The 14,833-nt window shown below is 53.3% G+C and carries 14 protein-coding genes; 10 read left to right on the top strand and 4 right to left on the bottom strand.

Features of this window, described 5'->3' with window-relative positions; all coding sequences use genetic code 11:
- The first annotated feature begins 229 nt into the window (after positions 1-229).
- The 7 genes from RKA07_RS15170 (at position 230) to RKA07_RS15140 (ending at position 7,408) form a co-directional block, all read left to right on the top strand.
- Positions 230-1,234 (top strand): metalloregulator ArsR/SmtB family transcription factor, encoded by a 1,005-nt coding sequence (locus RKA07_RS15170; protein ID WP_200368911.1) that lies wholly within the window; start codon positions 230-232, stop codon positions 1,232-1,234.
- 168 nt (positions 1,235-1,402) lie between these two features.
- Entirely contained in the window at positions 1,403-2,593 is a 1,191-nt protein-coding gene (metK, locus tag RKA07_RS15165; protein WP_200368910.1) for a methionine adenosyltransferase, read from the top strand.
- Positions 2,594-2,653: 60 nt separating this feature from the next.
- A complete protein-coding gene (gene ahcY, locus RKA07_RS15160; protein ID WP_417538571.1) occupies positions 2,654-4,027 on the top strand; it encodes an adenosylhomocysteinase in 1,374 nt (457 codons plus the stop codon).
- 12 nt (positions 4,028-4,039) lie between these two features.
- Positions 4,040-4,909, top strand: a complete 870-nt coding sequence (gene metF / locus RKA07_RS15155; RefSeq protein ID WP_200368908.1) for a methylenetetrahydrofolate reductase [NAD(P)H] — start codon at positions 4,040-4,042, stop codon at positions 4,907-4,909.
- Between the two features lie 217 nt (positions 4,910-5,126).
- Positions 5,127-5,885, top strand: a complete 759-nt coding sequence (locus RKA07_RS15150) for a transporter substrate-binding domain-containing protein (RefSeq protein WP_200368907.1) — start codon at positions 5,127-5,129, stop codon at positions 5,883-5,885.
- 91 nt (positions 5,886-5,976) lie between these two features.
- The gene (locus RKA07_RS15145) at positions 5,977-6,648 is read left to right on the top strand and encodes an amino acid ABC transporter permease (protein ID WP_310966693.1); all 672 of its coding nucleotides are present in this window, start codon (positions 5,977-5,979) and stop codon (positions 6,646-6,648) included.
- A gap of 13 nt (positions 6,649-6,661) precedes the next feature.
- Positions 6,662-7,408: an amino acid ABC transporter ATP-binding protein gene (locus RKA07_RS15140; protein ID WP_200368905.1), complete on the top strand. Its 747-nt coding sequence runs from the start codon at positions 6,662-6,664 to the stop codon at positions 7,406-7,408.
- A 240-nt stretch (positions 7,409-7,648) separates the two neighbouring features.
- Here the strand turns inward: RKA07_RS15140 and RKA07_RS15135 are convergent, their stop codons facing one another.
- From RKA07_RS15135 to RKA07_RS15120, 4 genes are all read right to left on the bottom strand, one after another.
- On the bottom strand, positions 7,649-8,233 hold the full coding sequence (locus RKA07_RS15135) for a hypothetical protein (protein ID WP_200205132.1): 585 nt from the start codon (positions 8,231-8,233) through the stop codon (positions 7,649-7,651).
- Positions 8,234-8,315: 82 nt separating this feature from the next.
- Positions 8,316-8,708 carry a hypothetical protein gene (locus tag RKA07_RS15130; protein ID WP_310966692.1) on the bottom strand — a complete coding sequence of 131 codons (393 nt, stop codon included), beginning with the start codon at positions 8,706-8,708 and terminating at the stop codon, positions 8,316-8,318.
- Between the two features lie 433 nt (positions 8,709-9,141).
- Complete coding sequence (locus RKA07_RS15125) at positions 9,142-10,638, bottom strand: type VI secretion system PAAR protein (protein ID WP_310966691.1); 1,497 nt, start codon at positions 10,636-10,638, stop codon at positions 9,142-9,144.
- Between the two features lie 38 nt (positions 10,639-10,676).
- Entirely contained in the window at positions 10,677-11,165 is a 489-nt protein-coding gene (locus RKA07_RS15120) for a DUF2505 domain-containing protein (protein WP_310966690.1), read from the bottom strand.
- A 181-nt stretch (positions 11,166-11,346) separates the two neighbouring features.
- Between RKA07_RS15120 and RKA07_RS15115 the strand changes: the two genes are divergently transcribed.
- From RKA07_RS15115 to RKA07_RS15105, 3 genes are all read left to right on the top strand, one after another.
- The gene (locus RKA07_RS15115; protein ID WP_310966689.1) at positions 11,347-12,696 is read left to right on the top strand and encodes an adenosylmethionine--8-amino-7-oxononanoate transaminase; all 1,350 of its coding nucleotides are present in this window, start codon (positions 11,347-11,349) and stop codon (positions 12,694-12,696) included.
- A 15-nt stretch (positions 12,697-12,711) separates the two neighbouring features.
- Positions 12,712-13,446 carry a 16S rRNA (uracil(1498)-N(3))-methyltransferase gene (locus RKA07_RS15110; protein WP_200202799.1) on the top strand — a complete coding sequence of 245 codons (735 nt, stop codon included), beginning with the start codon at positions 12,712-12,714 and terminating at the stop codon, positions 13,444-13,446.
- Positions 13,447-13,551: 105 nt separating this feature from the next.
- A complete protein-coding gene (locus RKA07_RS15105; RefSeq protein ID WP_310966688.1) occupies positions 13,552-14,781 on the top strand; it encodes a DUF445 domain-containing protein in 1,230 nt (409 codons plus the stop codon).
- Positions 14,782-14,833: the final 52 nt, after the last annotated feature.

Genomic DNA, 14,833 nt, shown 5'->3' with positions numbered 1-14,833 from the left:
AGTAAGTAACAAACCAGTGCTTTTCAAAGGGCAATAAAAAGCTGCTTAAAAATAAGGCGCGTATTTTCGCCGATTAGGGTGTGCCGGGGCAAATCGGCGTACGCCTTATCTCGGGTTATTCGGTTGGGAATTACCGAAAGAGACTGATTTCAAAGAATGATAAATCTATATCAAAAAATTTTGATATGCCTATTGATTGAGCGCCCCAACCCCCTTACACTCCGCAACCATGACAACTTTAAGCACGCACTCTCACCAAATATCCTCCGTGGACGTTCTTGCCCCGATCTTCAAGGCAAGCGGCGACCCGTTGCGGCTGGAGATACTGCGAGTGCTGCGCCGGGACACATTTGGTGTGCTGGAGTTGAGCCAGCTGTTCGATATGCGCCAATCCGGCATGAGCCATCACCTGAAGGTGATGCATAAGGCCGGCCTGGTTGAGCCGCAGCGTGAAGGCAACGCGATTTTTTACCGTCGCCCGCTGCATCTGGACAACGACAAGCCAACAGACCTGACCATTCGTCAGATTTTTGAAGCAGTAGACCGCGCGCCTTTACCAGCGCAGCTGCAGGAGAAAATTGAGTCCATTCGTGATCAGCGAGCAGACCAGTCACAGGCGTTCTTTTCGCGGCATTCGGAGCAGTTCCGGGAGCAGCAGGAGCTGATTGCCGCGTTCGACCTGTATGCCGTGCCTGTAGCAGACATGATCCGCAAGCGGACGAAGAAGAAACACTGGCAAACAGCCTTGGAAATCGGCCCCGGCGAAGGCGGCTTTCTGCCGGTGCTGTCGGAGCTGTGTGACCACGTTGTGGCCCTGGATAACAGCCGGGACATGCTCGCCAAGGCAACGCGCACCTGCATTGACGAGCATTTGAACAATATTGATTTGATTGAAGGTGTTACCGACACATTGTTAGCTCGAGGGGATGCGTTTGATCTTGTAGTGGCCAACATGGTGCTGCACCACGTACCCAGCCCGGCAGACATTTTTCTGGATGCGGCAGCCCTGATGAATAACGGCGGCTGTCTGATGATCAGCGACCTGTGCCGGCACGATCAGATTTGGGCAAAAGAAAACTGCGGCGACCTGTGGCTTGGTTTCGAGCCGGAAGAGCTGACCGCATGGGCTACCGCAGCAGGCTTGAAGGCCGGTGAGCAGCTTTTTATCGGCTTACGAAACGGCTTCCAGATTCAGGTAAGGGAATTCTGGAAAACCCAGTTACCGCTGCGATAAGCGAATACGCATCAAACCCTGAGATTCCGGCCTCTGGCACGGAATATCAAAAAACTTTGATATTGACGTAAGTAGTAGTACCTACACCTCGAACCAAAACAAATAACTCAGCCGGCCCCTGCAGCGGCCACCGGCAAGATTTCGAAACGCTCACAAAGGAGCAACGCTATGTCTGACTACAACATCTTCACCTCCGAATCGGTCTCTGAAGGCCACCCGGATAAACTGGCCGACCAAATCTCCGATGCGGTTCTGGATTCTATTCTTATAGAAGATCCTCACGCCCGCGTTGCGTGCGAGACGATGGTAAAAACCGGCGTTGCGATCGTAGGCGGTGAAATCACCACAAGCGCCTGGGTTGATCTGGAAGACCTGGTTCGTGGCGTAATCAAAGACATCGGCTACACCTCCTCAGACGTAGGCTTCGACGCCGACACCTGCGGCATCATCAACATCATCGGCAAACAGTCTGTTGATATCGCCCAGGGCGTTGACCGCCAGAAGCCGGAAGATCAGGGCGCGGGCGACCAGGGTCTGATGTTTGGCTACGCCAGCAACGAAACCGAAGTGCTGATGCCTGCACCGATCACCTTTGCTCACCGTTTGGTAGAACGCCAGGCCGAAGCCCGCAAAAACGGCGTGTTGCCTTGGCTGCGCCCGGATGCAAAGAGCCAGGTAACCTGCCGCTACGAAAACGGCAAGGTGGTGGGTATTGATGCGGTTGTTCTCTCAACCCAGCACGACCCGGACGTTAGCCAGGCGGATCTGAAAGAAGCCGTAATGGAGTTGATCGTGAAGAACGTGCTGCCTGCAGAATTGCTGCACAAAGGCACCCAATTCCACATCAACCCGACTGGCAAATTCGTTATCGGTGGCCCCGTTGGCGACTGCGGCCTGACCGGCCGTAAGATCATCGTAGACACCTACGGTGGCATGGCCCGCCACGGTGGCGGCGCCTTCTCCGGCAAAGACCCCTCGAAGGTTGATCGCTCTGCCGCTTACGCTGGCCGCTACGTTGCCAAAAACATCGTCGCCGCCGGCTTGGCCGACAAGTGTGAGATTCAGGTGTCCTACGCCATCGGCGTGGCACAGCCAACGTCTATCTCCGTAAACACCTTCGGCACCGGCAAAATCGGCGACGACAAGATCATCGAACTGGTACGCCAGCACTTCGATCTGCGTCCTTATGCCATCACCAACATGCTAGACCTGCTGCACCCCATGTACCGGGCTACCGCAGCCTACGGCCACTTCGGTCGCGAACCGGAAGAAGTAACTGTTGCGGGCAAGACGTTCACCACCTTCCCGTGGGAAAAGACAGATCGCGCAGCAGCTCTTAAAGACGCTGCTGGTATCTAAACAATTTTCAGGCGTATGAATCTTTTCATGCGCCTAAACCGAACTGACTGGAGAACACCAATGAGCAGCTTCAACGACTACAAAGTCCGCGATATCAACCTGGCCGATTGGGGCCGCAAAGAAATCAAAATTGCCGAAGGCGAAATGCCAGCCCTGATGGCTCTGCGCGAAAAGTACAAGGCTGAGCAGCCGCTGAAAGGCGCCAACATCATGGGCTGCATCCACATGACCATCCAGACAGCCGTGCTGATCGAAACACTGATCGAGCTGGGCGCTGGCGTTCGCTGGTCATCATGCAACATCTTCTCCACACAGGATCAGGCGGCTGCAGCCATTGCTGCCCAGAACATCCCTGTGTTTGCCTGGAAAGGCGAGACCGACGAAGAATACGAATGGTGCCTTGAGCGCACCATCGGTGCCGACGTAGAAGGCTGGGAACCCAACATGATTCTGGACGACGGCGGCGACCTGACTGCTCTGCTCCATGAAAAATATCCGGAAATCCTGGCCAACTGCCACGGTGTTACCGAAGAAACCACCACTGGCGTACACCGTCTGCAGGAAATGCTGCGCGACGGCACCTTGAAAGTTCCGGCCATTAACGTGAACGATGCCGTTACCAAGTCCAAGAACGACAACAAGTATGGCTGTCGCCACAGCCTGAACGATGCCATCAAGCGTGGTACTGACCACCTGCTGGCCGGTAAAAAGGCGCTGGTAATCGGTTACGGCGATGTGGGCAAAGGCTCTGCTGCTTCACTGCGTCAGGAAGGCATGATCGTTAAGGTAACTGAAGCTGATCCCATCTGCGCCATGCAGGCTTGCATGGATGGCTACGAGGTTGTTTCCCCGTACATCAACGGCATCAACACCGGCGCCGAAGCAGGTGTCGACAAAGCCCTGCTGCAAAACACCGACATTCTGGTAACCACCACGGGCAACATGAACGTGTGCGATGCACACATGCTCAAGGCTCTGAAGTCCGGTGCGGTTGTGTGCAACATCGGTCACTTCGATAACGAAATCGATACTGCGTTCATGCGCAAGAACTGGGAATGGGACGAAGTTAAGCCTCAGGTTCACGTGATCTACCGTGACAAGGCTGTAAACGACCACCTGATTCTGCTCTCCGAAGGCCGCCTGGTAAACCTGGGCAACGCGACGGGCCACCCTTCACGCATCATGGATGGCTCTTTTGCCAACCAGGTTCTGGCGCAGATGTACCTGTTCGAGCGCAAGTTCGCAGACCTGCCGGAAGAGGCCCGCGCTAAAGGCATCTATGTTCAGGTTCTGCCGAAGAAGCTGGACGAAGAAGTTGCCCTCGCCATGGTTGAAGGCTTTGGTGGCGTAATCACCAAGATGACTCCGGAACAGGCGCAGTACATTGGTGTACCGGTCGAAGGCCCGTACAAGCCAGAAAGCTACAAGTACTAATCGGGTAACAAGATGCAATCCCAGAAACAATTCAAACGCCGCTTCAGCTTTGAGTTTTTCCCGCCCAAGACCGACTTGGGCAAGGAAAAGCTTCAGGTTGTTCGCGATCAACTAGCCGAGGTGAATCCGGACTTTTTCTCGGTCACCTTCGGTGCGGGCGGTTCCACCCGGGACCGCACCATTGAAACCGTGCTCGACCTGCACAAGCAGGGCATTTCAACAGCACCACATCTCTCCTGCGTCGGTGGTACGCGGGCTGAGATTGCGGAACTGCTGGATGTGTATAAAGAGAATGGCATCAACCGGATTGTGGCCCTTCGGGGTGACATGCCTTCTGGCATGGGTGCATCCGGCGAGATGCGTTACGCCAATGAACTGGTTGAGTTTATCCGCGAGCACAGCGGCGATCACTTCAACCTGGAAGTAGCGGCCTACCCGGAGTTTCATCCGCAGGCACGTAACGCTGAAGAAGATCTGAAGAACTTTGCCCGCAAGGTAGAGGCTGGCGCCAACAGCGCCATTACTCAGTACTTCTTCAACCCGGAGAGCTACTTCTATTTCATTGATCGGCTGGAAAAGCTCGGCGTAACCATTCCTGTGGTACCCGGCATTATGCCCATCGTGAATTTCTCAAGCCTGGTGCGTTTCTCTGATATGTGCGGCGCTGAAATTCCGCGCTGGATTCGCAAGCAGCTTGAAGCCTATGGCGACGACACTGCCAGCATCCGCAAGTTCGGTGAGGAAGTGATCACAGATATGTGCGAGAAGCTGTTGAAAGCCGGCGCCCCGGGGTTGCACTTCTATACCCTGAACCAGGCTGAGCCAAGCATCAGTATCTGGAAAAATCTGGGTATCAGTGAGCGGGAGAGAATCTCTTTCTGAGGTTTCCCGCCCACCTTTCGCTCCACCCCTCTCCCGTTCGCGGAGAGGGAGTTTTCCTCCCCAAGCATTTGATTTCCGGCGTTCACCTGAGTCATAGTCTAGAGTGTACGTGATGCAGTTCCACTAATGCTCCCCGGGCGGCACGGTCATCAACAGTGAACCTTCCGGCTTGCCTTATCCGGCAAATGGAGCCCCAATAAGAACGAAAGGAGAAAGCATGAGCACGAAATGGCTGAAAACTCTGGGTACAGGCCTGGCCCTTACCATCGCAGCTAGCACCCTAAGCGCTGAAACCTTGCGAGTGGCTACCGACCCCAGTTTTGTTCCGTTTGAGATGCTGGACCAGGAAACCGGTGAAATGATCGGTTTTGACATGGAAATTATTGCTGAAGTCTCCAAGCGTGCGGGCTTTGATTACAAGCTCAACACCATGGACTTCAACGGCATAATTCCTGCCTTGCAAACAGGCAACGTGGATATCGCCATAGCCGGCATTACCATTACCGACGAGCGTGAAAAGATCGTTGATTTCTCCGACCCTTACTATGACTCCGGTTTGCGGATTCTGGTTCGTCAGAACAACGATAAAGTAAAAGAAATCACCGACCTTGAAGGCCTGAAAATCGGTTCCAAGATTGGCAGCACCAGTTACGACTTCCTGAAGAAAAATCTGGATAAGAACAACGGCGTTACCCCCTATCCGGGCAGCTCAGATATGTATATGGCACTGATGTCTGGTGCGGTAGACGCAGTGTTCTACGACGCCCCGAACGTTGGCTACTTCGCCAGCACCAAGGGTAAAGGCAAAGTTAAAACCGTTGGCAAACTGTACGAAGGCCAGCAGTATGGCATAGCGCTGAAAGACGGTAGCAAGTGGGTGGGTGCGGTTAACGAGGCCCTCGCTTCAATGAAAGAAGACGGAACCTACAAAACCATTTACGAAAAGTGGTTTGGCCCAATGCCGGAAGGCAAGTAAAGGCTAAAGGGCCGCCAGGCTCTTTGATGTGTAGCGCCGGGGCTAAGTGCTCCGGCGACTTCTGACCCCAACCCCTGCGGAGACGCACACTGTGGATTCCCAGTTCCAATTCGACTGGCAAGCAGCCATCAATTCTATTCCCTTCCTTCTCAAGGGGATTCCCTACACTTTAATGATTTCCTTTGGCGGCCTGTTGATCGGCTTTGCCTTGGGCATTCTTTTTGGTCTGCTGAGCATCAATAAAAAATGGTTTCTGAAATGGCCCGCAACGGCCTATATCGAAATCTTCCGAGGCACCCCGATTCTTGTTCAGGTTCTGTTTATTTTTTACGGCCTGCCAGATCTGATCGGAGGCCCTATCGATCCTCTTACCGCGGGCATTGCTGCGATTGCGCTGAACTCGGGCGCTTACATTTCTGAAGTGGTACGCGGTGGCGTTCAGTCCATCGACAAAGGCCAGGCAGAAGCCGGGCTTTCTCTGGGCTTGTCCCGCACTCAGACATTCTGGTCGATCATCTGGCCACAAGCCTTCCGGCGCATGATTCCGCCGCTTGGAAACCAGGCCATTGTAAGCATCAAGGACACTTCCTTGTTCTCGGTTATTGGCGTGGGCGAACTCGTTCGTCAGGGCCAGGTTTACATTGCCAGTACCTTCACCGCCTTTGAGGTGTATTTTGTGGTCGCGATTATGTATCTGGCCATTACCCTCTCGCTGTCCCTGATTCTCCGCCTGGTTGAACGGCGCGGACTGGCCTCTGTCTGAAGGAACCTGACCCATGAATCATATTGTGCAAATGAAGGGCATGAACAAGTACTTCGGCAAGCTGCATGTCCTTAAAGATATCGACTTATCAGTAGAGCAAGGCGAAGTGGTGGTCATTATCGGCGCCAGTGGCTCCGGTAAATCCACTTTGATCCGCTGCGTGAATGGCCTGGAAGAGTTTGAATCCGGCCATCTTGAAGTGGATGGCCAGGCGCTTGCCCCGAAAGGCGGCAATCAGCAGGTTCTTGCAGAAATCCGCAAAGAAGTGGGCATGGTGTTTCAGCAGTTCAACTTGTTCCCTCACCTAACGGTGAAGAAGAACATCATGCTGGCACCGCAGAAAGTAAAGAACATATCTGAGGTGGTTGCCAACGCTACAGCTGAGCGCCTACTGGAACGTGTGGGCATTGGCAGCCAGGCTGACAAATTCCCCAGCCACCTATCCGGTGGTCAGCAACAGCGAGTTGCTATCGCCCGCGCCTTGGCCATGGAACCACGCCTGATGCTGTTCGACGAGCCCACCTCGGCGCTGGACCCGGAAATGATCGGTGAAGTGCTCGACGTAATGCGTGAACTGGCAAAAGAAGGCATGACCATGATGGTGGTCACCCACGAAATGGGCTTCGCCCGGGAAGTGGCCGACCGCGTGATCTACATTCATGAAGGTCAGATTGTGGAGGAAGGCAAGCCAGACGACGTGTTTGATAATCCTCAGAATGAGCGGACTCAGGCGTTTTTATCGAGGGTGCTGGTGCGCTAGGCCATAACGAAAAAGCCCCCAATTCGGGGGCTTTTTTCTTTGGGTCAGACCACAGCGCTTGCCTGCCTAGCTTGCACTTTCAACAAGTGACGGAGTGCAGCTTTTCCGAACGCCCGCTTTAACGTGGACACCGAAATCATCATAGCGCCATAGGCAGGTTCCGTTATATGAAAAAGGACCATACACTCATTGTCCGAGCCCAGCTCGACGTAGTGGTGACACTCTCGATCGGCGGCGCTATTATCTAACAGGCGGGATAGCTCCTTTATCGATGTAATACTGAGTCTGCGCATCGTATCCGGATGTGTCACCCTTGACCGTTTCAGCCGGAAAACTGGCCACAATCGGCGCAGCAAAACCACCGTCTTGGGCATCCTCACAATCAGTACATGAGGCTCGCCACCACGCCAACGCCTCTCCTTTTCCAGAAAAGCCGACTATAAAATAGTGCCGGTATGCTGGCGTGGGATAACGATCAAACCATGTACTCAAAGATTTTTCGAATCCTTCTGGCATCGATAACAATATCTCATGAAACGTCCCGGTTCGATGAGAGAACCAACGAGCTTCAACATACTCCGGCGCAGAGGAGGGTCCCATAACAACTCTTCCGCCGGTGGGCGGCGTTTGATCATAGCCATAACTTATTGCACCTGCTGGCACTCTTCGATCCCCATTTAGCGTAACTTCCTCAACCCAAACCGGCCAGCCAGAAGGTCCGCCAGCAACTATGATCGAATACGCATAGGTTTTTGGCTCTGACGTGCATCCCATCATGGCGCCAATGATCGCAAAAATTAAGAACGAGCGAATAATCCCGGTCATTGCACGGCTGCCTTTTGTTGCGATGTCATAGAAAGCCGATTTAGAAATACCCGTCTAACCCCAGACTTCTCTTGGTCTTTCATCAGAGCATCTTGGTAATCGCACTTGCGATAAGTACGCTCCCAACCATCAAGTAAAGAAAAAGCACCGGTATCAATACCCAGGCTTGCCAGAGCCTCGGTAGAGGAACATTTGGATCCCCAAGCAAAGATGCCCTTTGCTTAAAAAAGGAACCGGGGAAGCTTCGCAGCACGAGGTATGCGAATACGTTACTACTTCTGAAAAAACGACCGATCATTCGTCCCTGCCAAAACATTCTTGCAGCTTCGATGCCGCCCGAATCAGTGGCCACGCGATCTTCGATTAGAGCTGCGTATCGAAACCCAATAGTGACAATAATAGGAAGAGGTATCAGGCCCAAAAAAAGGCTGGCGAAGCCGATGTATGCCGCGATGACAATACTTTCGTCAGTCATCACTTCGCACACAGTTAATATCAATCAGACGTATCCTAAAACAAACCCCAAGTAGCGCTAAAGGACAGCTCCGGCCACCAGAACAACAGCAAGAACCCCATACATTGCCAAGGCAGGTATCAAACACCAGGCCTGCCAACTTCTAGGCAAGGGCACATCCGGATCTCCGAGCAAAGCCGCTCTTTTTTTTAAGGGTGACACGCGGCAATTTCTCAGAACTATATACGCAAAAATATGGCTACTCCTTACCAAGCGGCCAATCACACCGTCGGACCAAATTGTCATTACACTAGATATGCTTCCCTCTTTCGTCGCTACAAGCTCCTCAACTTTGCGTACGTAAATAAACCCGCAAGTAACCATTACTAGAATCGGCAACAGACTGATAAAGATACCGCCATACACAATATAAGCTGCGATAATCCTAACTTCCTCAGTCAGCATTGTGCACCTCGTATATCAACTCTCCGGCCGAGGCTCCCAGCTCACCAAACACGTTGCCACCGACCACACTGCCTACACCTGAAGCAACAACTCCGCACGCAATACCGCCAACGCCCACAGTTCCGACGCCAATAGCGACGCAGAGCAATGGGACAACGACAGCGCCAGCAGTTCCTCCAGCAACAGCTCCTACCAATCGCCCAGATTCAGTAAACCCAACTTGCTCGCACTGCTCCGCTCGACCAGCCGAACACGCCTCATAGATCTTATATCCCGTTAAGCCAACATCCAACGCTAGAGCCAATCGCCCTCCGTTCTCAATGAAACGAGCAGCACCAGAAACTTTTGTGTAATTCGTGCCATACCCCGGAATACCACCCACGCCCGAAGCCTTCCACTCATGAACAATGCTCTTGGACGACAACCCCAGCGCCCGCTTGAGTTTCGCATTATCATCCAGTGACATCCCTTTCTTGGCCACTTTACCAAGCGCGAAGTCCAGCTTGGTAAACAAACGTTGACGCTGCTCAAAGAACTCCGGATGGCTCAGCTTTCCATGCTTTCGGAAGGTATCCTGATGCAGAACCTCCAGTTCTTTCAATGTAGTGTTGATGCTCTTGATCTGTTGCCCAATCATGGTGGCCCCCACACCAAGACCCGTTGCGGCATTAGATGTCATCATTTCCAGCAGGTCGTAATGGTCGACAATGAATTGAGCTTCTTGCTCACTTAACTGACGAACCTCCTGGTTTACCTGTTGGGCAACTTCCATCAGGTTGTTTTCTTCAATCGTGCATTCAAGACTGTTGGGATCGGCGATCACAATCATTTCGCCAGGCAATATCCGGTTATTTAATCCGGGATTTAGGCGTTCAAAATTATCCGGTTTGGCAGACGCATCGCCATAGAGCAGTGTGAGTAATTCGTTTTTGCTCATTGGCTGACGAACAACGTGGAAACCAGGCTCACTCACCGTCGGATCCTGTTTGACGACAGGCTCACCAGTGGCTTTCTCAGCGGTGTTCAGGCTCGCAACAGGGGCGGACTGTTCTCGCTGTGTTCCCGTCTGACTGGGAGCTTTCGATGCTTCAGCGGTAGATGTGTTTTTCTCCGACAACGAAGCCTGTCTGGCTGCAGGTGCACTCCTGGCGGTTAATGCCATGGGCGTCACGCCAGAAAATGCTGCCGGCGCATGAATATCGCCAATGACCACCGACCCCGAACCAATCGTCACGCCACCACAAGTAATAGCACCACCAGTCACTGCTGCGGGCATGCCATTAATCAGCACAGTGCCAGAACCGGCAGCAATGGCGCGTGGGTGTGGAGGATGTTTCGGTTTGGAGTGAGGCGCCAATGGATCGCCCACTCGGGCGACTGGTTTGCCATCAATCAGTACATCGGGGGAGCCGGCTAGCACCGGCGTAGGCGGGAAACCTTGGTGATCAGAGCCCAAGTCTCCGAGAAGCACAACTGCTTTGCTCATGACGCATCCTTTGCGTTGTATTCATCCGTGAGGGCGCATTATAGCAGCTGCAGTATGGTTTCATACTCACGCTCTATTTTGGCGTGTGAGTCGTCTCTCAGAAATGCTGCGATTTTCTTACCCACCAGCGGCACATCACAGCGCACACTCAGGGTCACATGATTGGTGCAGGCTTCATCTGAGCCTTCCAGCCTCATCATGCCTTTGATTTTTGCCGGCACACCTTCAACGTGCACACGAAATTCGCAATGCCATTCGCCGTCACTCTTGCGAAACCAGTGCTCTTCCTGCCGGACCTGGTTCCACTCACGATGAAAATGGGAGAGAAAGCCCGGCACCTCCATTGACGTTGTCATCTGCCGCTCAACAACCAGCTTTACCGTAGACTCGCCCCTATCCAGCTCCGCCACTCGCACATTGCGGGAGCCCAACAAGGCGTTTTTCTCAAGGATATGATCCTCGCTGAAGAAGGCTCCAAGCACTCGCTCAATGCCTGCCTGATATGGGTGAGTCAGTTGAACTTCCATCGTATACACGCCTCTGTTTTATTATTCCGGAATTGTCAGGGGGCAGCCTGATGCGTGCATTGGCCTGTCGGTCGACGGGTATTGGCACAGTAGTCAGTCGCCGCCGTTAACTGTATTATCTATCCGGGTTAACAGCCGACACATAAATTGTTCAGAACCATCGCCTTACCGGAGAACTTCTATGCGCAATGCCGACCTCGTCGCCCGCGGCCTCAAATCTGTATGGCACCCCTGCACACAGATGAAAGACCACGAAACCTTGCCCCTGGTGCCCATCAAACGAGGCGAAGGTGTTTGGCTGGAGGACTTTGAAAACAACCGGTTTATCGACGCAGTCAGCTCCTGGTGGGTTAACCTTTTTGGTCACGCCAACCCCAGAATAAACGCAGCCATCAACAAGCAAATCAATGAGCTGGAGCATGTCATTCTGGCGGGCTTTACCCACGAGCCTGTGGTCAATTTGTCTGAACGGCTTATCGAAGTAACCCCCGAAGGCCTGAACAAATGCTTCTACGCTGACAACGGATCATCGGCCATCGAGGCTGCGCTCAAGATGAGCTTCCATTACTGGAAGAACCAGGGCAAACCCGGCAAAAAGAATTTTGTGAATTTGAGCAACAGTTATCACGGTGAAACCCTGGGTGCCTTGGCACTGGGCGACGTGGCTTTGTACAAGGACACCTATCAGCCATTGCTGATGGAAGTGCTGACCGCGCCCTCACCCGACGCCTACAACAAGGAAGAAGGCGAAACCGACGAGGCCTATGCCCTGCGTCAGTTTGAAGCCATGGAAAAACTGCTGGAAGAAAAGCACGAAGAAATCTGTGCCGTTGTGGTGGAACCGCTGATCCAGTGCGCCGGCGGCATGCGCATGCACCATCCGATTTACCACACCAAGCTACGTGAAGCCTGTGACCGCTACGGTGTGCATTTGATTGCAGATGAAATTGCGGTGGGCTTTGGCCGCACCGGCACCATGTTTGCCTGTGAGCAATCTGGCATCACCCCGGATTTCATGTGCCTTTCCAAAGGCCTGACGGCTGGTTATCTGCCACTCTCCGTTGTGCTGACCACCGATACGGTTTACAACGCCTTTTACGATGATTACGAAACCCTGAAGGCCTTTCTGCACAGCCACAGCTACACCGGCAACCCCATCGGCTGCGCCGTGGCACTGGCCACTCTGGGCATCTTCCGGGATGATAACGTGATTGAGAACAACCGCAGACTTTCGGCTTGCATGGCTGATTCCGTAGCTCACCTGGCTGATCACCCGAATGTTGGGGATATCCGCCAGCACGGAATGACTCTGGCAATTGAGATGGTGAAAGACAGAGCCTCGAAAACACCCTTCCCCTGGCAGGAGCGCCGGGGTGTTCGTGTGTATCAGCACTCTCTCACCCGCCAGGCCTTGCTTCGCCCCCTGGGTAATGTGGTTTACTTCATGCCGCCTTACGTCATTACTGAAGATCAGATACGCCATCTGGCCCAGGTTGCGACCGAAGGTATCGATATAGCCGTTAGGGACTGATTAAGGTACACACGCATGCGCATCCCCAGAATTTATACCGATTCGCCTTTGAGCGAAGGCTCTCACGCGGATCTGGATGAAAACGCTGCCCAGCATGTCGGCCGGGTGCTGCGCATGCAGCCAGGGCAAGCTTTGAGACTCTTCAACGGGGATGGCCAGGATTACCCCGCCACCATTACGGAAGCGAGCAAGAAGCGTGTTGAAGTGCTAGTCGCTGCGCCCGAAGCCAACCTTACTGAATCCCCCCTGTTAATCACCCTTGGTCAGACTTTGTCGAAGGGTGACCGCATGGATTATGCCATTCAAAAAGCGGTAGAAATGGGCGTATCCCGAATCGTGCCGCTCACTACTGAGCGCTGTGAGGTAAAGCTTAAAGGCGACCGGGAAGACAAGCGTTTGCGCCAATGGCAGTCAATTGCCATAAGCGCTGCCGAACAATGCGGTCGTGCTCGTATACCGGAAATCCTGCCGGTTATGACCGTAGCGCAATGGCTGGAGCACAGTCGTAGCTGCGATTTGCGGCTGGTGCTGCACCACCGCACTGAACAATCACTGAGCTCTATGGCCAAGCCTGACAGCGTAGCCTTGATGATTGGGCCCGAGGGCGGTCTCACCGCCGATGAAATTGCCCAAGCGGAGAAGGAAGGGTTTTTGCCTGTGGCTCTCGGTCCGAGAGTGCTGAGAACAGAAACTGCACCCGTTGCCGCCATGGCTTTGTGTCAGTGGTTATGGGGTGACATGGCAGGCTAGATCATTCCGCCATCCCGGGAGGGCTCTCAGGTCATTGACAGCCGCGCACCTTCCAAACATGCTTCTGCCCGCAGACATAAACAAAAAAGCGAGTGCAACCTCCGGATGACAAACCTGTTTAGCAACCCCGAATTCTGGCAATACCTCAGTATTCCCATTATTGCTGCCCTGATTGGCTGGATCACTAACTGGCTTGCCATCAAAATGACCTTCTTTCCGCTAGAGTTTGTTGGCAAGCCCCCTCTGCTGGGCTGGCAGGGCATCATTCCCTCCAAAGCAGGTAAAATGGCCGCCATCGCCGTAGACGCCACTATTTCCAAAATCGGCACCGTGCGGGAGATTTTTGAACAGATTGACCCCAAAATACTCGCGGCTCATATTGTCCAATCTGTAGAGCCCCGCATCGAAGAGTATGTGGACGAAATGATGCTGCGGGAGTACCCGACGTTCTGGGAAAACCTCCCCGCTTCTGCCCGGAAAATGGTCTACGACCGGGTGCGCAAATCTGCACCGCAACTGGTAGACAACCTGGTCGACGATATCGCCAACAACGTAGAAGACCTGCTTGATATCAAAACCATGACCATTGAGAAACTGACGGCCGACAAGCAATTGCTGAACCGCATTTTCCTGGAGTGTGGCGACGCAGAGTTTCGCTTTATTGTGAATTCCGGTCTCTATTTCGGCTTCCTGTTCGGCCTTATTCAGATGGCTGTCTGGTACTTTTATCAAAGCTGGTGGGTACTGCCTTTCTTCGGCTTGATGGTGGGCTGGGCCACCAACTGGATCGCCCTGAACGTGATCTTCCGGCCTCTGCATGCCAAAAAGGTCGGCCCTTTCAAGATTCAGGGGCTGTTCCTCAAGCGGCAACCTGAGGTGGCCCATTCTTTCTGCCACATTATCACTCACGAGATTCTAACGGTTGGCAATATCATTGAAGCCATAATGAAGGGCCCAAAAGGTGATCGCGCCCGCAATATGGTTAAAAAGCATATCAAGCCGCTGGTTGATGAAACCGCTGGCATGGGCAAAGCTCTGACCCAAATGGCTTTTGGTCCAACCGGTTTTGCTACTCTGAAAAACCAGGTGGGCGAAAAGGCTATCGAAATATCAAAAACATCTTTCAGCAACCCGATGTTTGAGACTGACCGTGCCCGTGCTGTTGAAGCAATTATGGTGGAGCGAATGATTGCCCTCTCCTCCGAGGAGTTTCAGGATTTGCTTCGCCCCTGCTTCCAGGAAGATGAAATCAAGCTGATTCTTGTAGGCGCAATGCTTGGGTGTGCGGCAGGTGTCTGCCAGCTCATTTTTGTATTCGGTGGAGCGCTGGTGTAAATAGTTTACTGGTAGCAAAGGTTTAGCCTGTGCAATGCAGCGACGGCCCCCT

The organism is Marinobacter xiaoshiensis (assembly GCF_031631795.1).
Taxonomy (GTDB): domain Bacteria; phylum Pseudomonadota; class Gammaproteobacteria; order Pseudomonadales; family Oleiphilaceae; genus Marinobacter; species Marinobacter xiaoshiensis.
The sequence above is the reverse complement of the archived record's forward strand: the minus strand, read 5'-3'. Positions and strand labels throughout refer to the sequence as shown.